The sequence below is a fragment of the Ekhidna sp. genome (assembly GCF_965227465.1).
Lineage (GTDB): Bacteria > Bacteroidota > Bacteroidia > Cytophagales > Cyclobacteriaceae > Ekhidna.
Genome location: NZ_OZ245746.1, coordinates 3,861,708 through 3,883,270 on the forward strand (window position 1 = coordinate 3,861,708; position 21,563 = coordinate 3,883,270).

Genomic DNA, 21,563 nt, shown 5'->3' on the forward strand with positions numbered 1-21,563 from the left:
AAGATTCCTCAGGTGCGAAATGATAGATTTTTTAAGCAAGCACATTGCCTGTCATTTCCTCCGGTGACTCAAGGCCTATAAATTTCAAAATAGTAGGGGCTAAATCACCAAGTTTTCCACTTTTTACTTCTCCCTTGAATTCTTTATCAACTAGTATGAAGGGGACAAGGTTCGTGGTGTGGGCAGTATTCGGTGTGCCGTCCGGATTAATCATCATATCAGAGTTGCCATGATCCGCAATAATTATGGAGAGGTAATCATTTGCAAGCGCTGTATTTACGACTGCTTCTGCGCATTTATCCACTGTTTCACATGCCTTTACTGCTGCCTCAAAGTCCCCTGTATGACCTACCATGTCCGGATTGGCAAAATTTAAACAGACAAAATCCGCAGATTTGTTTTGGAGCTCCGTAATGATTTTGTCGCGAATATCAAACGCACTCATCTCCGGTTGAAGATCATAAGTGGCCACTTTGGGGGACGGACATAGAATTCGCTTTTCACCTTCAAAAGGTTGCTCCCTGCCCCCTGAGAAAAAGAATGTGACGTGTGGATACTTCTCAGTTTCTGCTATGCGTATTTGCTTCTTATGATTTCTTTCCAAGACTTCACCAAGTGTCATGTTGAGGTTTTCTTTGCCATACATCACATGGACTCCCTTAAATGAATTATCGTAGTTGGTCATGGTGACATAATGAAGATTCATTTTTTTCATTCCCTGTTCCGGAAAGTCTTGCTGTGTGAGTGCCTGTGTAATTTGTCTTCCTCTGTCCGTTCGGAAGTTGAAGCAAAGCACCACATCACCATCCTTAATTTTTCCATCAGTACAGATGATAGGTTTTATGAATTCGTCAGTTACATCTTCCATATAGGATTCCTCCACTGCTCTTAGGGGATCCTGAACGACCTTGCCCTCTCCATGCACCATTGCATCATAGGCGAGTTTTACGCGTTCCCAACGGTTATCCCGATCCATGGCATAATACCTTCCGGTAATGGTTGCTAATGTTCCGGTTGTATCTGCCATATGGCGCTGTAGATCTCTCAAATAGTCTACTCCTCCTTTTGGATCGGTATCTCTTCCATCTGTAAATGCGTGAACAAAAACCTCATGAAAATCCTGATCAGACAAGGTGGTGAGAAGCCCCTTCAGGTGATCAATGTGTGAGTGAACGCCTCCATCAGAGACTAACCCAATTAAGTGGATAGGCTTCTCATTCTTTTTGGCATATTCCATAGCTGCTTTTAATGTCTGATTTTCTGCAATGGACCCATCCTTTACGGCATTACCAATTTTTACCAAGTCTTGATATACAACCCTTCCAGCACCAATATTCATGTGGCCAACCTCAGAATTTCCCATCTGTCCTTCAGGCAGACCTACAGCTAAGCCTGAAGCTTCAAGTGTATTGTGCGGGTAATCTTTGAACATTCGATCCATAAATGGCGTTTTAGCGGTATCAATAGCTGAAACTGATTTGTCTTTCGCAATTCCCCAGCCGTCAAGAATAAGGAGGATAACTTTCTTGTTCATACGGCAAATATAGAAGGGTCGTTTTTGAATGTAGATAGGTGATGAATAAATTGGGCATGGTTTTTACTACATTGTGTACAAAGATTTGAGAAGTAGATGAAAATGTTATTCTTTATGTTCTCCATGTTGCTTTTTCCTGTACAGGATGAGGTAATGAAGGATATTGGTACAGCAATGAAGGCTGGAAGTGCTAAAGAGCTGATTAAGTTCTGCAACAATACCGTTGAGATTAAAATCAACGGAGAAAGCTCAAATTATAGCAAAGCGCAAGCAGAAGTGATTTTGCGAGAATTTTTTGTAAAAAATGCTCCGACAAATTTTGTCTATATCCACCAGGGATCTTCAGAAGGTCTGAATTATACAATTGGAAGATATACGCACAATTCAGGAGCACATCGTGTAGTGATGATAATAAAGAAGATAGGCGACAAATACCTGATTGATACTTTGAATTTCAGTCAGGAGTAACTTATTTCGCCAATTCGCCTGTGTTTTTTAATCCGCCAATATGAATTTACCATACTTAACAACCAAAAACATTAATGCTTTTATCAAAGCAGCGCTGGCAGAAGATATTGGCGATGGTGATCATTCATCTTTAGGATCTATTCCGGCGGAGGCCAAGAGCAAAGCCCATCTAATCATTAAAGATGATGGAGTAATTGCCGGTCTCGAACTGGCTGAGAAAATCTTTAACTACGTTGATAAAGATTTAGTCCTGGACTTTCATAAAAAAGACGGAGATACGATTGAACATGGTGAGATAGCCTTTTCAGTAGAGGGAACTTCAAGATCGATTTTGTCTTCTGAGCGTTTGGCTTTGAATTGCCTTCAAAGAATGAGCGCAATCGCAACCTACACACATCACATGAACCAGCTAATCAAAGGCACCAAAGCTCGGCTTTTGGATACCAGAAAGACCACTCCACTTTTCAGGTTAGCTGAAAAATGGGCCGTAGTGATCGGAGGAGGAGTTAACCATCGTTTTGGCTTATACGATATGGTCATGCTCAAGGATAACCACATTGATTTTGCTGGAGGGGTGAAAAATGCCATCAATCAAACAGTACACTATCTAACCGAGAATAATCTCAAACTAAACATTGAGATTGAGGTGAGGAGCTTAAGAGAGTTAGAGGAGGTGCTGGATGTCGGACAAGTGCAGCGGGTAATGCTGGACAATATGCTACCTTCAGATATCAGACAAGCCATCAAAATGATTGGTGGACGATTTGAGACCGAAGCTTCTGGAGGAATTACGGAAAAAACAATCGCTGAAATCGCTGAAACCGGAGTAGATTATATTTCTGTAGGCGCACTTACACACTCTTACAAAAGCTTAGATATGAGTCTCAAAGCTATTTAAATTCTATATTCGCGGTGTAATCATTATCTGAAGTAGAAAAAGCGTTGATTGAGTCATGATAGTACGAACAAAAAAATACCAACTGCCAACCAAGAAATATATTGGGATCGCATTTAAATCTGCATTGAAGCAACAATGGTGGGTTTTTCTCATCTATTTGGCTATCTGCTCTGGTTATTTTATCGCACCAAGCCATTGGTGGATTACGGGTGCGTCCATCGCATTGTCACTCTACCTTTTATTTTGGTTGATTCAGTTTGCGGGGATTACCCAATTGGAGCAGGGAAAATTCATGTTTCAAAAGCTTTCTTATGAAATTTCCTCGCAGCAGATCTTAATCAAGATGAATGCGAAGCAGGGCATGCCGATGAAATGGGATCAAATAAAGCGTGCGAAAAAAGGTAAAGATGCATTTACGTTCTACGCCAGCAAGGCACAGCTTATCCATTTACCTTTCAAGGTTTTCAACAATGAGAATGAAATTCGTTTCATCGAGACTGTGCTAAAGCGTAAAGGCTACATAGTAGAAAAATAGGTTCTTATGCCTCGTGAAATAAGTGTTAAAGAGGCAAAGCAGAGAGCGGGACGTTTTTGTGCGTTACGAGAGCGTTCACCTAATGAATTGTTGGAAAAGTTGAAAAGCTGGGGGCTATCTCAGGAAGAATCACAGGAAATCGTAGACGACCTTATTCAACAAGGATTTCTGGATGAACAACGATTTGCCAATGCTTTCTGCAATGACAAATTCGAATTCAACTCGTGGGGAAAACAAAAAATTAAAGCACATATTTTTTCTCACAAACTATCTGAGCGGGTAGTTCAGCGTGCCCTCAATCGAATAGACCCGGATAAATATACCAAGCGTCTGTTTGAGCTTGCCAAAACAAAATGGTTGAAGCTTCAAAATGAGGAGCCCATAAAGCAAAAACAGAAAACCCTAGCGTATCTGGCAAATAAGGGTTTTGAGGTAGATTTGATTTGGAATGCCATAAACCAGCTGGAAGGAAAAGGTCATTAGCATTACTTTTTTCATTTTTTTTAAAATCCGAAACCGGGAAAATCCGTAAGTTTAATTTCAGAATATTATTTTATGCTTCATATATCAGCTAAGGACCTCCTTACCCAACTAGATCAAATCATAGAAGCTTGTCATGAAAGGGATTTTTCAAAACCTCTTCCCGAACTAAGCAATTCTACTTTTGGTCAGCATATCAGACACACGTTAGAATTTTTCATTTGTCTTTTCGAGGCAGAAAATGATGGGAAGGTTAACTATGACCAAAGAAAACACGACACGTTAATAGAAACTGATGGCAAGCTAGCTAGGAGCGTTATTTCATCGATTATTGAATTTCTCGACAAGAATGAGCAGGATTTTGAATTGACTTTTGAAGCTAACTATACAGATAAAGAGGGAGCAAATATTCAAATGAAAAGTAGCTTTTATCGTGAGTTGGCTTATAATATCGAGCATGTCATTCACCACATGGCGTTGCTTAAGGTAGCTGTTAAGCAATCACTCAACTACATCAGGTTGCCTGAGAATTTTGGAGTTGCCAGTTCAACCATTCGATATAGGGAAAGCACACAGGCTAATTAATCAAATTTTGAAAAAATTTCTGGTTAAAGTGAAAAACTGGGAATACTGGCCCTTTTCCATTCTGTATTTTCCCGTATTCTTTTATTACGGATGGTTAGCGATTAAGCATCGTTCTCTATTCTTTTTTACAGCGGCTAACCCGACAATTGATTTTGGCGGAATGTTTGGTGAAAAGAAGTCCGATATATTTGAATTGGTTCCATCTGAGTACATTCCTGAAACGACCTTAATTCAGCAAAATGATTTGGAACGAGCATCCCTTACAGCGGAGAAGATTGGCTTCCCTCTCATTGCTAAGCCAGATATCGGTGAAAGGGGTGTGTGGGTCAAGAAACTAGATGACCAGACTCAACTAAAAGAGTATGTCGCAAAGTGCCCAGTCAACTTCCTTCTTCAGGAAATGGTAGACTATCCGATTGAATTAGGGGTATTTTATATCAAGTATCCGGATAGAGAGGGGCTTATTACCTCCATTGTAAGGAAGAATTTTTTGAAAGTAACTGGAGATGGAAAAAGTACAATCACTGAGCTGGTTAAGAAGAAAGAACGTGCCTTGTTGACAGCAGATTTAAACAGTGAATATTTAAGGAATAATGGCGATCGAGTGCTAGAAATCGGAGAGGAAATTGTGGTAGAACCCATCGGCAATCATTGCAGAGGAACCATGTTTCTGAACGATAACGCTGAAATTGATGAGCGATTGAATAAAGCCTTTAATGCGTTAGCAGATCAAATTTCGGATTTTTATTTTGGACGGTTTGATTTGAGATGTGATTCATATGAAGATCTCCGCGAGCTAAGGAATTTTAAAATCCTGGAGCTGAATGGGGCGGGAGCTGAACCAGGCCATATTTATCAACCCGGATATTCTTTGATCACGGCATATAAAGACATCCTTTGGCATTTGAAGGTTTTGTCGGATATTAGCGCCCTAAATAGAAAAAAAGGGCATTCCTACTGGAGTTTTAAGCAGGGCTTCAAAAAATGGAAATCGCACCGTGAGTATAATCGCCTGCTTACCAACCCATGATTTTACAGACCCTTCTGGTTGCTTTTGTTGTAAGCTACATTGGCTCAATACCCCCCGGAACTATTAATGTTTCCGTAATGCAGCTGGCCATTTTAAATAAACGAAGAGCGGCAGTATTCTTTGCATTGGCAGCATCTTTGGTTGAGTTTCTTTATGCTGGAGTCACGGTTCAGTTTCATATATTCTTAAATAATAATGAGGTTATTGCAGACTATTTTAGAATCATAACTTCCATCGCACTTATAGGCTTGGGCTTTTCGAATATTTTTTCAAAATCAACTTCTTCATCTGTAAAGGTTGCCACCAAGGTAACTGGTAGACACGGATTTTTGAGAGGCCTCATTTTGGGATTTCTGAACCCAATGACCATCCCATTTTGGCTGGCAATCACCACCTATCTGGAGAACGACCAATGGATTCATGTTGAGGGATATGGTTTTTGGATGTACCTAATAGGCCTATCTACTGGAACATTTTGTCTGTTGCTTACGGTAAATGCATCCGGTAAACGCTTCACAAAGGTTGCTGACAATCCCTTTCTTGTTCATAAGGTGCCGGGCTTTATTTTGCTAGGACTAGGGGTGTACTTTTTATTGAAATTGGTGATGTGATATAAAAAAACCAGCTAAAAAATAGCTGGTTTGATAGAATGGTCACTGTGACTTAGTACACGGTGGCATTGAGGTAAAATGGTTTTTCTAGTTTAACTTTCTCTACTTGATTTTTTTTGTTTTGAGTCATGTATTCTTTGACTTCAAATACCAACGCACACTTTCCCTCAACTTCAGAAAGTTTAACACCAAAGTCAAATACATCTTTCCCTTCCATAGTCCATAGCCCCACCCCGTCAGAAACAAACGTTACTTTGACTTGAGACAAACGATAGGCTTTAAACTTACTGTCTTTTTCAGGAATCATTCTTAAATAAATCTTATCAGTAGTTTTAGAAATCCCTTTTTTTTCGTCTATCTCTCCAGTAGAGGTGAATAGTTTGATATCTGGCATATTGTCCCTAAAAGGACTGGGAATTGAAAATGAAGTCATAAATGTGACCAGCACCATAGTACACAGAACTATTCCGGCTCTAAGGAAGCTTGCTTTTGAGTGAGTTTTTCTTTTTTCCATCATATTAAATCGTTGTTTTAAACTTGTTTGATTGCTTAAATAATTTGCCGACATAAATGAGATGCCCGTTCGTTCCTCGAAGAGCAAATTTTGATAAGCCAGCTTGTCAAATCCTTTTATTCTGATCACATAATCATCTGCCAGAAACTCGTGACTTGCCTTGATATCCCTTTGAAGCAGCCATATAAATGGATTAAACCAAAAGAGGATTGTGAGTATCTCCAATAGCATAGCGTCAACTGAGTGAAGTTGGTCTCTATGATATTGCTCATGAAGAATGATCGGGTCAAGCGCTGATTTTTTAGCATCTCCTTTTTTTATAAAAAGGCAATTGAAAAATGAAAAGGGTGAGATTGAAGCTTCTGTTTCAACAAGAACAAAGCCCCACCTTTTGCTAACTTCTGAATTAGCATAAATTTGGAGGATACCAAAAATCCCTACCAGGAAGCGAATGGAAAAGACGCAAACACCGGCAGTATAAATTATTATCCATGGGCTTACTTTTTCTTCGGTGGCATAGCTCAATGTGGATTGAATAGCGCTAGCACTTTCTATGGCCCCTTGCATAACTAAGGGAAGATTCTGAGATGATCCAAGCTGAGGTGTTGGGAATACAAGAAAACATACACAGAATATCGCAATGAAAAGGCCCATAAAACGTTTCATTTGCTGATTGTTTTCCCGAATTATTAACAATCGGAAGAGTAGGTAAAACCCTGCTAGTGTAACACTCGATTGAAGTAGGTAACTTTCCATTATTCTGTTTTTTTCTTATCAATTTGATTCTGAAAGTGCTTAATTAAGTCTTCCATATCCTTGGTGCTTAACTCTTCGTTTGTCCCGAAGGCTGACACCATGCTTTTAAAAGAATCAGAGAAATATCTTTTCACGAATGACTTCATATACTTCTTTGAATAGTCTTCCTCTTTAATGAGTGGGTAATATTCATACGTGTTCGCTATCGCTCTCCTTCCTACAAATCCTTTTTTTTCAAGGATCTTAATGATAGTGGCTATAGTGGTATATGCTGGCTTAGGTTCATCATACTCTTTTACTACATCCCTGATCAAGCCCTTTTTAATTGACCAAAGAAATTTCATTGCTTTTTCTTCAGCTTTGGTTAGTACTTCCATTTCTTATATTTCTTTCGACGGAACAATTCTACTAAGAATTTAGTAAAACTACTAATTATTTAGTAGGTATTTTATTTTGTCTGAAAAACAGTATACCAACCGTCTATATATTTTAAGTTGATTGCTGGTGTTTTTTTGGCTAGTATTAGTTCCTCTGCGGAGGCAGAAGGCCTTTGACTGAAAGAAAATCACAAATACATGAAAAACTTTATTCTTATTTTGGTTGCTGTTCCATTATTTGGAATTAGCCAAAACAAAAAATCACTAGACCATGATGCATACAACATTTGGCGAAGTGTAGAGCGGCAGCTAATCAGCAATGATGGTTCTCATATTGCTTATACGCTTGAGCCTAATGGGTTTGGAAACGAATCATTGATGCTTCATCAATTCGATGGTGCTGTAGTTCTATCACACGACCGATCGTACAACCCATCTTTCGCTAACAACTCTCAATTCCTGATTTTTAAAGTTACCCCGGATTTTGATGAGTTAAGAGATATGAAGCGTAGGAAGGTCAAGGAAAAGGATCTACCTGGGGACACCTTAGCGATCTATTCATTAGCGAATAAAAGCATAGCCAAAATCCCTGGTCTTAAATCATTTAAAGTACCTAAAGAGTGGGATGATTATGTTGTTTATTTATACGAACCAGCCCCTGATACGACCAAGAAGAAAGAGAAAAAACGAAGTAAAAAGAATGGTTATGACCTGGTTATCAAAAACCTCAATGATCAATCGGAATATACGTTTTCATATGTGCTGGATTATGAAATTCCAGAGGAGGGCGCAGGGATTGCTTTGACTACCACAGGTAATGATAGCACCTTAAAAGAAGGGGTTTATACATTTGATTTTGAAGCTAAAAACTTCAAACCAGTTTTCCGGGCAAAGGGAGAATACACTCAGTTGGCATGGGATAAAAAGGGAACACAGCTCTCGTTCATCTCTGACACGGATACAACGAAAGCGCTGCAGCGAGACTATCATTTACACTATTACATGACTGAATGGGACAGCAGTAAGACCATCGCTAAAAACGAGAATCTGGATGAGCTAATGGTGAATAAAGATTTCAGCACTTATTTCTCCGAATCAGGAAAAAGAATGTTTTTTCAGGTGAAGGAATTTCCGGTTTTACAGGATACTGCTTTACTAGATGATGAGATTGTAAATGTAGAGGTTTGGAATTACCAGGATCAAAGACTTTTTACGCACCAGGAAAATCAAAAAGGAAGTGATTTGAAGTTTGGTTATTTAAGCTATTATGATCCTATAAGCGATAAGATTGTACAGCTCGGGGGAGAAGACTATTCCCGAGTTATTGTGAGTGATGAAGGAGATGGGAATACAGCACTGGCCTTAAGTAATTATAACTATAGAAAGCTGATCACTTGGGAGGGGTATTCGTTGAATGATTTGTTTGAAGTTGATTTGAATACCGGAAATAAGACAAAGATTGATGAGGCGGTTCGCGGCTTTGTTTCTCTTTCTCCTAAAGGCAAATATGCATATTGGTATAATAACAGTGATTCAGCGTGGTTTGCTTATTCTTTTGCAGAGGAGGTTACTGTTCAGCTGACAAATAACCTTCAAGTCCCCTTTTTCAATGAAATTCATGATATGCCTTCAGACCCATGGCCATATGGTGTAATGAGCTGGACAGAAAATGATGAGCGAATATTGATCTACGATCGCTATGATATCTGGGAGGTTGACCCGAGCCTAAAAACTCAACCAAAAAGGATAACCCCAAACGGACGAAGCGAAAAATTAACTTACCGATATGTTAAGCTAGATGACGATGAAAGATTTATAAAGAAAAACCAAAAACTCCTCTTATCAGGGTTTTACGAGGAGGATAAAAGTGAAGCACTCTTTGCATTTACTTATGGTAAAAACTCACCTGCCAAACTCATTTCCGGTGATTACCAATATGGCTCTTTTGATAAGGCACGTGATAATCGCAATCTGATTTTTACACAGGAAAACTTTCAAACTTTTCCGGATATTCAAGCCACCAACCTCTCATTCAAGTCAATCAATAAAATAAGCGATATCAATCCTCAGCAAAAAGAATATAAATGGGGAACTATTGAGTTAGTGAATTGGACCTCACTTGATGGGCAGAAAATGGAAGGAATGCTAGTTAAGCCGGAGGGGTTTGATCCTGGCAAGAAGTATCCGATGATTGTCAATTTCTACGAGAAGAGCTCCAATGGGCTGAATAGACACAGAGACCCCTATCCAGGCAGGTCTACGATTACGTATAGCTTCTATGCTTCTCGTGGGTATCTCATTTTCAACCCAAATGTTAATTACAAAACAGGGTATCCGGGTGAGGATGCTTACAATTGTGTTATCCCTGGGGTGACTTCTTTAATAGAAAAAGGCTTTGTGGATGAAGATAATATTGGTGTGCAGGGTCATAGTTGGGGAGGGTATCAAATTGCCCACCTTATCAACGAGACTAACATCTTCAAATGTGCAGAGTCAGGAGCTCCGGTTGTCAATATGATCAGTGCTTATGGAGGCATTAGGTGGGGGTCAGGCTTGAGTAGAATGTTTCAGTACGAGCGAACACAAAGTCGAATTGGAGGCTCACTATGGGAGTATCCACTTCGCTACATTGAGAACTCTCCGATATTCTTTGTAGACAAAGTCCAAACACCGGTTCTCATCTTACACAATGACGAAGATGGAGCAGTGCCGTGGTATCAGGGCATTGAATATTTTGGGGCGTTAAGGAGACTTGGAAAGCCTGCCTGGTTATTGAACTATAGAGGAGAGCCTCACTGGCCGGTCAAAGTTCAAAACAGAATTGATTTCAATATTAGGTTAGCTCAATTCTTCGATTATTATCTCAAAGGAGAACTCATGCCCAAATGGATGAGAGACGGTGTTCCTGCTGCCGAGCTAGGCATCAATCAGGGGTATGAGCTATTAGAAGATAAGTAGAGAAAGAAATAAGACCTGAGCGATTAGCTCAGGTCTTGATATATTAGTTTTTTACTTCACAGCCACCAAACATGGTGAATCCTTTAATGTGAACGGTGGCTGAAGGGTTTTCCGTAATGGTTTTCCGTGAATCACTAAACCCTCCAAAGATTGCTGTCGCATCCATATGGACTTTCCAATCATCCGGCAGCATTAATTCTACTCCTCCAAACATGCAGAAGATTTCAATTGCTGCACCATCCTGAGCTTTGGACCCTCTCAGATCAATTTCTGACCCACCGAAAATGCAAGTTATTTTTCCTCCCTGAAAATTCTGAGATACGTACTTTCGCTCTGTTCCGCCAAAAATGGCGACCTCATCAAAAAAATCTTCAGAGCTTTCCTCGACACTTCTAGGACCTGACTTTCTTCTTAAGATAAATGATAGGCCGATGATGATCAGAATGATAGGCCAGACGTCTCTTAGGTTAATTACATCATAATAGTGTAGATAGAAAATTGTTGCTAATCCAAAAAAGATTAGTGCGGATCGTCTATTTCCAGAGAGTAGGTTGATACCACCAAGGACAACAAAAACTGCTGGCCATGAGAAAAGATAATAGGGGACGTCTATATCGTAACCAAAATTATCAAGAAGAAATAGTGTTCCAATTATTACGAATATGAGCCCAATAACGGCTCGTTTACGGCTAGGTGCTGACATGGTGTTTTTAGTTTAGGTTTTAATAACGAGACTTAATTCTGCTATAGTTTATTAATAAGCTTAACGGGAATTTAATTGATTTTTCGGTCAATTAAACCAGCCGAAAAGGAGAGAGATCCCAAAAGTTGGGCCATCATAATCTCCCGGATCAAAGTATGGGGAATCTACACCGATGGTTTTTTGAAACCCCACTCCAGCATTGATTTTAAACCAGTAAGCAATGTTTGCCTCCCCAAAAAACTGAGGATTAAAGACAAATACATCGTCTACATTGACTTCTTGATTAGTTACAACTGACTGTGTGGTAATACCACCCCAACCTAACTTAGTTTCTATTCCAAAGTGTAGTAATTCGTCAGACTTGATGTTGTACCCAAGCCAAAATCCTCCGTGACCAAAGCTTGAAGTAAAGTCCTCACCGTTTAGTATCGTTTCTTTATTGCTGGTAAGGCCAAGCCCATAACCCCCAATAAAGAAGGTGTTATCAAAGAGCACAGCTCCACCACCTCCTGTTAGTGTTGAGAGCTGACCATCAACTGGCATAAACGAAAACAGCACAGCACCAAATCCGGAGATATCCTCCGGGTCATTTCCTATTAGCGTTTTTGGACGATTGCTTTGACTAGACGCAAGAAATGCAGTTGAGATAAATAAAATGAATAATGTCCTTTTCATTGCTTTTTTATTTGAGTGTGAATTTATGTTCTTAGAATATCTCAAGGACAGATAAAATGATGGAATGTTTCTTTCGTTGGATGAATTGTAGCATTTCATTAACCAGCCAAAATGGCTGTAAAGAAGTTAATGGCCAGACATGCTGACAGTATTGAGACTGAAACGGATTATGGAATGGCTTTTGCCTAGGGAATGACAGATAGAAGTAGAAATGAAAGTAGAAAGAGATATAAGTAGAAGAATAGCTGAAACTGCCAACATTGTAAATTCAATCAATGGAGGGACAGTTTTTCCAACCTTCAAAAAAACCACAGAGAAAGATCATTATCGGTTGGAGGTGAGTGCACCTACGATTAAACCAAATGATCTAAAGGTAGAAGTGAATGGAACTGACCTGATGGTCTACCAAAATGTACACGAAAGTGCGTTTACGCTTCCCAATATTTTGGGACTGATCACCATCTCGGCTGATGTTGAGCTGGAAAATATCTCTGCTGAATTCGAAGACGATCTCCTTGTTGTAATCATGCCCTTCAATGAATTTTCAGGAGGATTTCAAAAGGAGATCGATATCTACAAGCCATAAATTATTCGTCGTGTAAGGTGTCTGCAGGATTCAACCGCGCCGTTTTAAATGTATGAAAAGCTACTGTTGAGATTGCAATCATCACAATCGTAATGGCAGGAATCAAGAACACCCCCACACCAAGTGGAATTCTATTTTCGAATCCCGCTAACCAATTATCCATTAGCCACCAACTTAGCGGTGCAGCTATGATGATAGAGATACCAACAAGCTTGATAAAATCCCACGTTAACAACCTTAGTAATTGTCTTATAGAAGCCCCAAGCACTTTCCTTACACCTACTTCTTTTGAACGTAGACTTGTTATATAAGAGGCAAGGCCAAAGAGCCCCAAGCAAGCAACCAATATGGCCAATATTGCGAAAAGCCCGAATATTGATCCAAACTTGACCTCCGCCTGATATTGTTCATTATAGAAATCGTCCAGAAAGAAAAAATCAAACACCTTATTATCAAAAGCAGATTCCCAATGCGACTGCATATTCACTACCGCATCTTGCATGTTTGCGGTATTTATTTTGACGGAATAATAGCCTGATGTATTCGGAAAATAGCGAAAGATCATGGCATCATATGCTTGCTTTGGAGACTCCTGGCGATAGTTTTTCACCACACCTACTATATTGAAGGTATCTCCCCAGAAAAGAATCTTTTTATTTAGCGCCTCTTCAGCTTCTTTAAAGCCGATTTGTTCGATTGCAGCTTCATTAAACAGCACGTTTACTCCCTCAGACCCGAATGTTTCATCAAAGCCTCGACCTTCTACAATTTCCAAATCATAAAAATCCAGGAAGTTGGCATTAGCGCCGATTACACGGTATTGATTAGCTAGTGATTCATCCTGAGTTAAAAGTCTGATACCTCCGGCGTTCCAGTCAGGAGTTCTTCCCGGTACAGCAGAGGAGGATGTATAGCCAGTGATTGCAGGGTCGGTCTCCATACGATTCTTGAAAACTGCATCCTTAATTGCCATGACAGAATCGCTCCTAAATGAAGGAGTTTTTATCACCATTGTCTGATCTATACTTACACCCAGGTCTTGAGATTGGAGGTAATTCATCTGCTTATACACCACAAAGGTTCCTGTGATGAGCACGACAGATGCTAAAAATTGGAAAGTGACAAGCCCTTTACGAAGATTGTTTCCGCTTGAGCTGGATGCAAATTTGCCTTTAAGGACAGCTATGGGTTTAAAGTTTGATAGAACAAATGCCGGATAGAATCCGGATAAGATAAGACCTAAAACAAATACCCCACCCAGACCTAACCAAAACACAGGTGAATCCGGCCAGGTATAGGATACACTCTTCCCAACAAAAGCATTAAACGTTGGGAATACAAGCAACACTATAAGTGCAGCAGTCGCAAAAGAAACAATGTTTAGGAAGAATGACTCGAAGAGAAATTGCGTTATTAGTTGTCCTCTATGGCTTCCCATTACTTTTCTGATTCCTACCTCTTTTGCTCTGCTTAGTGCTCGTGCGGTTGTCAGGTTTACGTAATTGATCCAGGCAATAAATAAGACAAAAAGGCCTATGATCAACAAAAAGAAGGTGGTTTTCTCATCTCCAGTCGGTTTTATCTCAGCACGATAGTTAGAAGTAAGGTGAATTTTTGGAAGTGGTTGAAGGACAAGCTCAATTCTAAAATTTCGTTGATCTTCCTCACCAATAAGTTCTGTCAACCAGGGATCAAATTTTTCGGAAAGGATAGATGGGTCAGTATTCGGATGCAGTTTTACATAGTTTAAAAACCCGTCCCAATTCCAACCTGTTCTTGCTTGATCACTGGTGAAGTTTACAAATGATTCAAATGAGTAGAGAAGGTCAAACTTCATGTGAGATCGCTCGGGAAAATCAGGAAAAACACCGGTGACTTTAAAGTCTGTAGCATCATTCATTTTGATGATTTTACCCATTGGATCAGCCTTCCCAAAAATTTTTGTGGCTAAGGACTCGCTCAGCACCACTGTCATTGGCTCTTTTAAGGCAGTGCTATCCACACCTCTAAGTAGAGGAATAGAGAAAAACTCAAAGAAATTAGCACCCGCATAATAGGGGTGCGTTAGCTCAAAGTATTTTTGATCATAGGATATTTGAGCTCTGCTGGAGGTTAAATTGACAAATTCAACCACTTCCGGAAAATCACGATGTAGTAGATTCCCTGCTCCAGCCGCTCCAGCCGCCCATTGCGTAGAGAGTTCACCCTGGTTATATCTATTGGTTTGAACCCGGTAAATGTTCTCCTTATTTTCAATGAACGAATCATAAGTGAACTCATGATAGACATATTGGAGAATCATAAATCCGGCAGCCATTCCAATTGCTAGACCAAAGATGTTAATGGTAGCGTAGAACTTGTTTTTACTTAGATTTCGAATAGTAGCAATTAGGTAATTACGTATCATAGCTTCAAAGTTTGAGTGTTTTGATCTTCTTCTAAATCTGGGCCTTAAAAATCCAATCACCTGAAACAGGTGAATTGCTTTAGCCCTAAAGGCCCCTTTGTTTTCAATATTTTCATAAAAAGCTTCTTCCAAATCGCCGATGATTCCTTCAACAATTGAAGGCTTGCAAAATCGTTCAAGCCAGTTGCTCGTCGTTGAAAGTAGCTTTGATTTTTTATCCATTGCCTAAGGCTATTTCAGGAATTGCATCCCACATATTTTCACGCATTTCACGCATTTTCACGATTGCAGCCTGACCTGCAGAGGTTAGTCTAAATAACCTTTTCCTTCTACCACCTCTTTGAGGGGTAGCACCATCATACCTGGCATTTAAGTATCCTTTCTCTTCGAGTCTGCTCGTCACAGAGTGAACTGTGCTGATGGTAATGGATCTTTTACAGCGCTCCTTTATCTCTTTTTGAATCGCCAATCCATATGCATCGTCATATAATATGCCCACTGACAGCATGACCAGCTCCTCTAATTCTCCAAGATTTGTTCCTTTCATGTCTTTAACTTTTGCCAGCGGTCACCCTTATCATCTGTTTACAATGAGTTACTCTGGCGTTTATAATAGGTTACAATATTTGTTTCGATTTTGTCGATAACGAATATGAACGTAATATGTTTCGATTTTGTCGTATTCGTTTTAATCCTTAAGCATATTAATTTGCGGTATGACGATTCAAGAGGTTAATAACTTTTTTGGCGACATGGACCTTTTCCTGATGGATCTCATCCTGAAGGGGAAAATCCCTGAAGGATCCAAAGTCTTGGATGTTGGATGTGGTGAAGGAAGAAACGCCGTGTATTTTTTACAAAATAGTTTCGAATATCATGGATGGGATACGGATGCATCAAAGTTGAAGTTGATCTCATACCTGGCAAATTCCATGAAAATAGCAGGAGCACATTTTGTTGAATGTGACTTTCTCACAGTCAAACCAACCCATAAATTTGATTTAGTTATTTGTAGTCGATTGCTTCATTTTTCTCAATCGGAAAAACAATTTTTCGAGATGTGGGATAAACTCAAATCTTTTCTTAAAAAAGGAGGTATCCTTTACATAACCATGGATTCCCTTGTAGGCACCAACATTGGCAAACCTTTGGAGAATGGTCAATATGAATTTCCTGATACAAAGGTCAGATTTGCTCTTACAGATAAATTGTACAATGCAATAAAAAAAGGGTTCGATGAAGTCGAACCCTTAAGAACAGTAGTGCATCACCATGAGCGAGCACAAAGTTTTTTATGCCTCAAAAAACGCTAGACAACTCCCTGGGCCAGCATTGCATCAGCGACTTTTACGAAACCTGCAATGTTTGCTCCTTTTACATAATCGACATAGTCTTTACTTACCTGACCGTGATTCACACAGTTGTCATGAATGTCTTTCATGATGCCTCTAAGCTTTTCATCTACTTCTTCCCTTGTCCAGGAAAGTCTTAAGGAGTTTTGAGACATCTCCAGTCCTGATGTGGCTACACCTCCGGCATTTGATGCTTTGCCCGGACTGAACATCATTTTATTTTCCTTAAAAAGCTCAATTGCATCCGCTGTACAAGGCATATTAGCCCCTTCAAATACTCCAATGCATCCATTCTTCTGCAAGGTTTTGGCATCTTCTAATTGGAGTTCATTTTGTGTTGCACACGGGTATGCGATATCACATTTGATGTCCCAAGGAGTCTTCCCTTCATGATAATCAGCTTTGAACTTGTCTGCATATTCCTTAATACGTCCCCGCTTCACATTTTTCAGTTCTTTAATAAACTCAAGCTTTTCTTCATTAATCCCATCTTTATCGTAGATGGTTCCACCTGAATCTGACATTGAGAGAACCTTGGCACCATTTTGAAGTAATTTTTCAACCGTAAACTGAGCTACGTTTCCAGATCCTGATACGATTGCGGATTTACCGTCGAGCGAATCACCTTTAAATTTTAAAACCTCTTTACTGAAATAGACACATCCATACCCTGTTGCCTCCGGTCTAATAAGAGATCCACCGTATTGCAATCCTTTTCCCGTTAGCACACCGGTAAACTCTCCTTGTACTCTTTTGTATTGCCCAAAGAGGTATCCGATTTCCCTTCCGCCAACACCAATATCACCGGCAGGAACATCTGTAAACTGTCCAATGTATTTGCTCAGTTCAGTCATGAAGCTCTGACAGAACTTCATTACTTCGTTATCACTTTTTCCTTTTGGATCGAAATCTGAGCCGCCTTTCCCGCCACCCATAGGTAGTGTGGTCAAGCTATTTTTAAATGTTTGCTCGAACGCCAAAAACTTAAGAATACTTAGGTTTACCGAGGGATGGAACCTTAATCCACCTTTGTACGGACCTATCGCTCCGTTCATTTGAACACGATAGCCTCTATTGACCTGTACTTCCCCCTTATCGTTTAGCCATGGTACACGGAACATAAAAACACGCTCCGGCTCACACATAGTAGCTAAAATGTTGGATTCTTTGTATTTAGGTTTATCTGCAATGAAAGGGATAATGGTCTCTGCCACTTCCTCTACGGCTTGCAAGAATTCTGTTTCGTTGGGGTTTTTTTTCGCAATGCTGTCTACAAACTGCGAGATTTCTTTAGAGTGATCTGACATTGGTTAGTTTATTTGATGTATTGAATTTAGGTGTTTTTTACGTATTACCGTCCGGTAAATTCATGGAATATTACGAATATTTAATATATAGAATAGTCGAGTTTAATCGAAATACAATATTAGGATAAAACCTGACTAACAATTGCATCGTAAATTAGTTTGTATATAAACCACTTGTACCATGAATTATTTAAAGCTCGAAAGCGAAATTATTTCTTCCGTACAGCACTTAAATGGTCATCAAAAGAATGATGTATTACATTACATCAAAAACATTGAGCCGACCAACCATAACACAAGGTTGTATAGAAGAAAAGCAATGAAACAGATTAGAGAAGCACTGAATAGCTTCTAATCTTCGGAAAGAACGATAACCATATCGTTTTCTTCCAGTTCAAATTCATCAGATTTTTTAGGGTTGAGCACTACACCATATTGTTCATCCGCAAACTTTGCTTTCGCTATATTTCGGTAACCAATCGCTACTTCATTCTTTCGTGCTGCCGATTCAAGAATGGTATAAAAATTCATTGTAACCCCCGTTTGAACATACTCTCTGGCAGGCTTGATGTAAATCTCTGATCCATCTGCATCAAATAAATCTTCAAACACTCGCATCAAATCCTTGTTCTCAGAAACCTGACTCATCAATAAACTAATCAGCTTATCACTTACAATAAAGTCATCTGCGCTGGTAATATCCGCAAGTTGTCTGTTTCTGATATCAAGCATCTCGCTTACAATCTTATATTTACTTCCCTTAATTTCAGTGAAATTCCTTAGGTGGAGTAACGTGATTAAGGTCTGTGCATCGGCTTCCTGAATAGGGAAATAGTTTTGGTAGCACAGTAGAATTATATAATCATAGTTCTCAAGCCCCATGGATTCTAGCGTTTCTCTACCGGTAGTGTCTTTAACCTGAAAGCTTATATTGATGTTTTGAACACGACTTTTTAGTGCATTGACTGTTTTTTCGGCATCTGGAAATTTAGAGACAATTATTACTTCTGATCCGTTTGGAACATAATTATCAAGTTCCTGAATGATGTATCTGGCCCTGTTATTCCAGCCTACTATTAGTAATTTTTCTGGAGCTTGTGGTTCAGGTTCAGTGTATACAATTTTAGCTTCATGAGGGTCTACCTGCTGGTCAACATTCGGAATTAGCGTATCATCATCTTCAGTGATTCCTATCACTTTATCTCCTTCGTTGAACACAGTCTCCATTGGGGGATTAATCGCTACAGTGCCATCAGCAAACTGAATACCCATGATGGCTGAATCTTCGTATGCAAAAAGGACATCTCTAAACGTGCTCCCGGCTAAAGCAGGAGCAGATTCAAAATAAATTTCATCACCATCAAAGTCCATCAGGTCTTGATAAACAACACTCAAACCAGACTGGCGACTGGTTTGGACCATGATTTTGGAAATGATTTCATCTGAAAGAATAAGTTCTACTTCGTCCTTACCTACCATTTTAGCCACGTCGAAGTTCTTCTTATCCTCCATCTCAGCAGTGACATGGTATGGACGAACATCTGCCGGTCCTCGAAGTTTCTCCCTTTTCGGATCTGTCACAATTGCGACAATGGTCTTTATAATTTGACTATCCGAATTTTCATTTTCCTTATCCAGAATGATAATTGACTTAGTATCAAACGGATTAGCAATTTTAAGATCATGTACATCAATGGGATTACCTGTTCGACAAATCACTACCGTATTGCCAGTATTGCCAACTTTATCCTTTATCTCATCTTCCATCAGCACCTTATCCATGTCGGCAAGGATTACAATTACTCCACGTTTTTGATTTTCGTTTGCTTCGACAATTTCAGGGATAATGGTAAATATTTTAGAAGACCACCCCAGAATAAGCACATGATCTCTTTCTATCACGAATGAACGCCCTTTCCTTAGCACCTCTAGTTTGGTAAGAATACCATTCGATACCAATCCAATTAATGTGGAAATGATTACCAGACCTATTACAGTAGTTAGTAACATGAAAAGTCTGAAAGGCCAGTTTTCATCATGATTACCAAGAACACCAGGATCTAACGCATGAGTAAGATTTACCCAGAAAGATTCGAAAATATTGAAGTTTGATTCATGATCAGGGTGTAGCCCGAGCAGCAGTAGAGAGGCACCAAAGAGGACAATCACTACAATAGTAATTACTCCCAAACCTTTAATCATGGAAATAGTACCTTGAGAAACAAAACTGTCAAATCGGTATTTGAGTCTATCCTTAAAGGAAATATTCTTCATATCCTGTCTGTTTTTTTGCTACCTTTTTAATCGTTTAAATTAAATCTGCTTTTAGCGATGAATGGCCGAATAAACCAGCTTGTTTTCATTCAAAAAACAATATGCCTCCGACACTGATAGCAAAACTACTCCTAAAATAATGCAAATTTATGACTGGCGAGAATTTCGATGTAACACCAAGTGTCAAACTCCAGACACAAATAATTTGGCACTATCTTTAAAAAGCCCGTAAAATGGTACCTATGAAGAAGATAATTACGCTTATTCTGGCTGTTACTTTTATAACTTCCTGTAACCCAACGCTTACCACTTTTACCTTCATTTATAATGATGAGGGACCCAACGAAGAAATTGCACTGAAAATGGAAGAACTCCTGGAGGGAGAATTCTATAATGTTGATATCAAACTAATAAAAGGAGTTAGTACGGATGCTAATTTGGATAGCCTTGTTTCTGAAAGTGCAGATATAGCTTTAGTAGAAAACTATGTTAATTATCAACCGGGAATCAATTCCGCATTTTCAGTTTACTCGGAAGTTTTACACATATTTTACAAAGAGGGGTTAGATGGAACTTCTTTTGAATCACTGATCTACTCAGGGCTTATTTATATAGGAAGAGAGGAGTCACCTACCTATAATCTTATGATGGATCTTTTCGATTTTTACGGATTGGATCCCTCCAGAATATCTGTCACATTTGAGATGCCTGCTGCAGATATTGTAGTTGAATTAACCAATTTGTTCACGTTGGATAAACTAAAAGGCTATGAAGGATTTAATCTATTTTCATTTGATGATGTGACTAATTTAGGAGCTGCATCAATTGTTGAAGGTCTTGCTTTGAAATATCCCCGACTTTCTCCTTTCGTTATTCCACAGAATTCCTACTGGGGATTTACCACTAAGCCGATTGTCACATTATCGGTAGACTTAATTATGGTTGTGCGATCGGGACTATTGGAAGTCACCGTCAACGATTTTTCAAAAACCATGTTGAGAAACAGGCAGGTATTTACGTCTATAGATCCGCTATTATTTCATGGTTTAAAAGAAGATTTTAATCAAGGGATTCTCAACATTCCACTACATGAGGGAGCCCGAACCTTTCTTGATAGAGATGAACCCAGCTTTCTTGAAAGATATGCTGAATTGGGAGGAGTAATTTTATCGATTGTGATCGCTGTTTTTAGTGGCCTTGTTTCATTGACTAAATGGCAGGCTCAGAAAAAGAAAGATAAGATTGATGAATTCTATGAAGATCTGATGAACATCAAAAACACAATCCCTAAAATTAAACAAATTCAAGAGGGCATGACTCAGGTGAAAAGAGTTCAACGTGCGCAAAATAAGGCTTTCGAAATGCTAATTGCTGAAAAACTGGTGGCTAATGACAGCTTTAGAATTTATATGGAGTTATCCAAAGAAACGATAAATGAGCTACGTGGAAAAATGCGATTAATCAAGATGAAACAGACGAAGGCAACTAGCTAAAAATGAAAGTTTTATCAGTA

21 protein-coding genes are annotated in these 21,563 nt (G+C 39.2%); 12 read left to right on the top strand and 9 right to left on the bottom strand.

Annotation, left to right across the window (positions count from 1 at the left end; translation table 11 throughout):
- Positions 1-31: 31 nt before the first annotated feature.
- Positions 32-1,534 carry a 2,3-bisphosphoglycerate-independent phosphoglycerate mutase gene (gene gpmI, locus ACO05G_RS17025; protein WP_421763825.1) on the bottom strand — a complete coding sequence of 501 codons (1,503 nt, stop codon included), beginning with the start codon at positions 1,532-1,534 and terminating at the stop codon, positions 32-34.
- Positions 1,535-1,630: 96 nt separating this feature from the next.
- Here gpmI and ACO05G_RS17030 point away from each other — a divergent pair, with 96 nt between their 5' ends.
- The 7 genes from ACO05G_RS17030 (at position 1,631) to ACO05G_RS17060 (ending at position 6,141) form a co-directional block, all read left to right on the top strand.
- Positions 1,631-2,002, top strand: a complete 372-nt coding sequence (locus ACO05G_RS17030; RefSeq protein WP_421763826.1) for a DUF4783 domain-containing protein — start codon at positions 1,631-1,633, stop codon at positions 2,000-2,002.
- Positions 2,003-2,042: 40 nt separating this feature from the next.
- Positions 2,043-2,900, top strand: a complete 858-nt coding sequence (nadC, locus tag ACO05G_RS17035; RefSeq protein ID WP_421763827.1) for a carboxylating nicotinate-nucleotide diphosphorylase — start codon at positions 2,043-2,045, stop codon at positions 2,898-2,900.
- A 55-nt stretch (positions 2,901-2,955) separates the two neighbouring features.
- Entirely contained in the window at positions 2,956-3,435 is a 480-nt protein-coding gene (locus tag ACO05G_RS17040; protein ID WP_421763828.1) for a YcxB family protein, read from the top strand.
- 6 nt (positions 3,436-3,441) lie between these two features.
- The gene (locus tag ACO05G_RS17045) at positions 3,442-3,918 is read left to right on the top strand and encodes a regulatory protein RecX (protein WP_421763829.1); all 477 of its coding nucleotides are present in this window, start codon (positions 3,442-3,444) and stop codon (positions 3,916-3,918) included.
- A 72-nt stretch (positions 3,919-3,990) separates the two neighbouring features.
- Positions 3,991-4,500, top strand: coding sequence for a hypothetical protein (locus ACO05G_RS17050; protein ID WP_421763830.1), 510 nt, complete (start codon positions 3,991-3,993; stop codon positions 4,498-4,500).
- 7 nt (positions 4,501-4,507) lie between these two features.
- On the top strand, positions 4,508-5,530 hold the full coding sequence (locus tag ACO05G_RS17055) for a hypothetical protein (RefSeq protein WP_421763831.1): 1,023 nt from the start codon (positions 4,508-4,510) through the stop codon (positions 5,528-5,530).
- Complete coding sequence (locus ACO05G_RS17060; RefSeq protein ID WP_421763832.1) at positions 5,527-6,141, top strand: LysE family translocator; 615 nt, start codon at positions 5,527-5,529, stop codon at positions 6,139-6,141. Before ACO05G_RS17055 ends, ACO05G_RS17060 begins: the two co-directional genes overlap by 4 nt.
- Positions 6,142-6,193: 52 nt before the next feature.
- Here the strand turns inward: ACO05G_RS17060 and ACO05G_RS17065 are convergent, their stop codons facing one another.
- Together ACO05G_RS17065 and ACO05G_RS17070 are read right to left on the bottom strand one after the other, a co-directional pair.
- Positions 6,194-7,411 carry a M56 family metallopeptidase gene (locus ACO05G_RS17065; RefSeq protein ID WP_421763833.1) on the bottom strand — a complete coding sequence of 406 codons (1,218 nt, stop codon included), beginning with the start codon at positions 7,409-7,411 and terminating at the stop codon, positions 6,194-6,196.
- Positions 7,411-7,788: a BlaI/MecI/CopY family transcriptional regulator gene (locus ACO05G_RS17070; protein ID WP_421763834.1), complete on the bottom strand. Its 378-nt coding sequence runs from the start codon at positions 7,786-7,788 to the stop codon at positions 7,411-7,413. Before ACO05G_RS17070 ends, ACO05G_RS17065 begins: the two co-directional genes overlap by 1 nt.
- A gap of 198 nt (positions 7,789-7,986) precedes the next feature.
- On the opposite strand from ACO05G_RS17070, the gene ACO05G_RS17075 reads away from it, so the two are divergent.
- Entirely contained in the window at positions 7,987-10,746 is a 2,760-nt protein-coding gene (locus ACO05G_RS17075; protein WP_421763835.1) for an alpha/beta hydrolase family protein, read from the top strand.
- 43 nt (positions 10,747-10,789) lie between these two features.
- On the opposite strand, the gene ACO05G_RS17080 is transcribed toward ACO05G_RS17075, so the two are convergent.
- Together ACO05G_RS17080 and ACO05G_RS17085 are read right to left on the bottom strand one after the other, a co-directional pair.
- The gene (locus ACO05G_RS17080; RefSeq protein ID WP_348283118.1) at positions 10,790-11,449 is read right to left on the bottom strand and encodes a LiaF transmembrane domain-containing protein; all 660 of its coding nucleotides are present in this window, start codon (positions 11,447-11,449) and stop codon (positions 10,790-10,792) included.
- An 87-nt stretch (positions 11,450-11,536) separates the two neighbouring features.
- The gene (locus tag ACO05G_RS17085) at positions 11,537-12,124 is read right to left on the bottom strand and encodes a hypothetical protein (protein WP_421763836.1); all 588 of its coding nucleotides are present in this window, start codon (positions 12,122-12,124) and stop codon (positions 11,537-11,539) included.
- 211 nt (positions 12,125-12,335) lie between these two features.
- Between ACO05G_RS17085 and ACO05G_RS17090 the strand changes: the two genes are divergently transcribed.
- Complete coding sequence (locus ACO05G_RS17090; protein WP_348283120.1) at positions 12,336-12,710, top strand: Hsp20/alpha crystallin family protein; 375 nt, start codon at positions 12,336-12,338, stop codon at positions 12,708-12,710.
- Between the two features lies 1 nt (position 12,711).
- Here the strand turns inward: ACO05G_RS17090 and ACO05G_RS17095 are convergent, their stop codons facing one another.
- On the bottom strand, positions 12,712-15,339 hold the full coding sequence (locus ACO05G_RS17095) for an ABC transporter permease (protein ID WP_421763837.1): 2,628 nt from the start codon (positions 15,337-15,339) through the stop codon (positions 12,712-12,714).
- The gene (locus tag ACO05G_RS17100; protein ID WP_348283122.1) at positions 15,332-15,664 is read right to left on the bottom strand and encodes a PadR family transcriptional regulator; all 333 of its coding nucleotides are present in this window, start codon (positions 15,662-15,664) and stop codon (positions 15,332-15,334) included. The genes ACO05G_RS17095 and ACO05G_RS17100 overlap by 8 nt, the downstream gene beginning before the upstream one ends.
- Positions 15,665-15,833: 169 nt before the next feature.
- On the opposite strand from ACO05G_RS17100, the gene ACO05G_RS17105 reads away from it, so the two are divergent.
- Positions 15,834-16,430, top strand: a complete 597-nt coding sequence (locus ACO05G_RS17105) for a class I SAM-dependent methyltransferase (protein WP_348283123.1) — start codon at positions 15,834-15,836, stop codon at positions 16,428-16,430.
- Here ACO05G_RS17105 and gdhA read toward each other — a convergent pair.
- Positions 16,427-17,776, bottom strand: a complete 1,350-nt coding sequence (gene gdhA / locus ACO05G_RS17110) for an NADP-specific glutamate dehydrogenase (protein ID WP_421763838.1) — start codon at positions 17,774-17,776, stop codon at positions 16,427-16,429. The genes ACO05G_RS17105 and gdhA overlap by 4 nt on opposite strands.
- Before the next feature lie 181 nt (positions 17,777-17,957).
- On the opposite strand from gdhA, the gene ACO05G_RS17115 reads away from it, so the two are divergent.
- Positions 17,958-18,131, top strand: a complete 174-nt coding sequence (locus tag ACO05G_RS17115; protein WP_348283125.1) for a hypothetical protein — start codon at positions 17,958-17,960, stop codon at positions 18,129-18,131.
- On the opposite strand, the gene ACO05G_RS17120 is transcribed toward ACO05G_RS17115, so the two are convergent.
- Complete coding sequence (locus ACO05G_RS17120) at positions 18,128-20,050, bottom strand: CASTOR/POLLUX-related putative ion channel (protein WP_421763839.1); 1,923 nt, start codon at positions 20,048-20,050, stop codon at positions 18,128-18,130. The genes ACO05G_RS17115 and ACO05G_RS17120 overlap by 4 nt on opposite strands.
- A 242-nt stretch (positions 20,051-20,292) precedes the next feature.
- On the opposite strand from ACO05G_RS17120, the gene ACO05G_RS17125 reads away from it, so the two are divergent.
- Positions 20,293-21,543, top strand: a complete 1,251-nt coding sequence (locus ACO05G_RS17125) for a TAXI family TRAP transporter solute-binding subunit (RefSeq protein ID WP_421763840.1) — start codon at positions 20,293-20,295, stop codon at positions 21,541-21,543.
- The last annotated feature ends 20 nt before the right edge of the window (positions 21,544-21,563 follow it).

What these genes read in the sequence shown, in the direction of transcription:
- ACO05G_RS17075 (WP_421763835.1), top strand. Translation starts at nt 7,987, where the DNA reads ATGAAAAACTTTATTCTTATTTTGGTTGCTGTTCCATTATTTGGAATT.
- ACO05G_RS17090 (WP_348283120.1), top strand. Translation starts at nt 12,336, where the DNA reads ATGAAAGTAGAAAGAGATATAAGTAGAAGAATAGCTGAAACTGCCAAC.
- gpmI (WP_421763825.1), bottom strand. Translation starts at nt 1,534, where the DNA reads ATGAACAAGAAAGTTATCCTCCTTATTCTTGACGGCTGGGGAATTGCG.
- ACO05G_RS17105 (WP_348283123.1), top strand. Translation starts at nt 15,834, where the DNA reads ATGACGATTCAAGAGGTTAATAACTTTTTTGGCGACATGGACCTTTTC.
- ACO05G_RS17045 (WP_421763829.1), top strand. Translation starts at nt 3,442, where the DNA reads ATGCCTCGTGAAATAAGTGTTAAAGAGGCAAAGCAGAGAGCGGGACGT.
- ACO05G_RS17095 (WP_421763837.1), bottom strand. Translation starts at nt 15,339, where the DNA reads ATGGATAAAAAATCAAAGCTACTTTCAACGACGAGCAACTGGCTTGAA.
- ACO05G_RS17100 (WP_348283122.1), bottom strand. Translation starts at nt 15,664, where the DNA reads ATGAAAGGAACAAATCTTGGAGAATTAGAGGAGCTGGTCATGCTGTCA.
- ACO05G_RS17070 (WP_421763834.1), bottom strand. Translation starts at nt 7,788, where the DNA reads ATGGAAGTACTAACCAAAGCTGAAGAAAAAGCAATGAAATTTCTTTGG.
- gdhA (WP_421763838.1), bottom strand. Translation starts at nt 17,776, where the DNA reads ATGTCAGATCACTCTAAAGAAATCTCGCAGTTTGTAGACAGCATTGCG.
- ACO05G_RS17115 (WP_348283125.1), top strand. Translation starts at nt 17,958, where the DNA reads ATGAATTATTTAAAGCTCGAAAGCGAAATTATTTCTTCCGTACAGCAC.
- ACO05G_RS17050 (WP_421763830.1), top strand. Translation starts at nt 3,991, where the DNA reads ATGCTTCATATATCAGCTAAGGACCTCCTTACCCAACTAGATCAAATC.
- ACO05G_RS17120 (WP_421763839.1), bottom strand. Translation starts at nt 20,050, where the DNA reads ATGAAGAATATTTCCTTTAAGGATAGACTCAAATACCGATTTGACAGT.
- ACO05G_RS17060 (WP_421763832.1), top strand. Translation starts at nt 5,527, where the DNA reads ATGATTTTACAGACCCTTCTGGTTGCTTTTGTTGTAAGCTACATTGGC.
- ACO05G_RS17125 (WP_421763840.1), top strand. Translation starts at nt 20,293, where the DNA reads ATGAAGAAGATAATTACGCTTATTCTGGCTGTTACTTTTATAACTTCC.
- ACO05G_RS17065 (WP_421763833.1), bottom strand. Translation starts at nt 7,411, where the DNA reads ATGGAAAGTTACCTACTTCAATCGAGTGTTACACTAGCAGGGTTTTAC.
- ACO05G_RS17085 (WP_421763836.1), bottom strand. Translation starts at nt 12,124, where the DNA reads ATGAAAAGGACATTATTCATTTTATTTATCTCAACTGCATTTCTTGCG.
- ACO05G_RS17080 (WP_348283118.1), bottom strand. Translation starts at nt 11,449, where the DNA reads ATGTCAGCACCTAGCCGTAAACGAGCCGTTATTGGGCTCATATTCGTA.
- nadC (WP_421763827.1), top strand. Translation starts at nt 2,043, where the DNA reads ATGAATTTACCATACTTAACAACCAAAAACATTAATGCTTTTATCAAA.
- ACO05G_RS17030 (WP_421763826.1), top strand. Translation starts at nt 1,631, where the DNA reads ATGAAAATGTTATTCTTTATGTTCTCCATGTTGCTTTTTCCTGTACAG.
- ACO05G_RS17040 (WP_421763828.1), top strand. Translation starts at nt 2,956, where the DNA reads ATGATAGTACGAACAAAAAAATACCAACTGCCAACCAAGAAATATATT.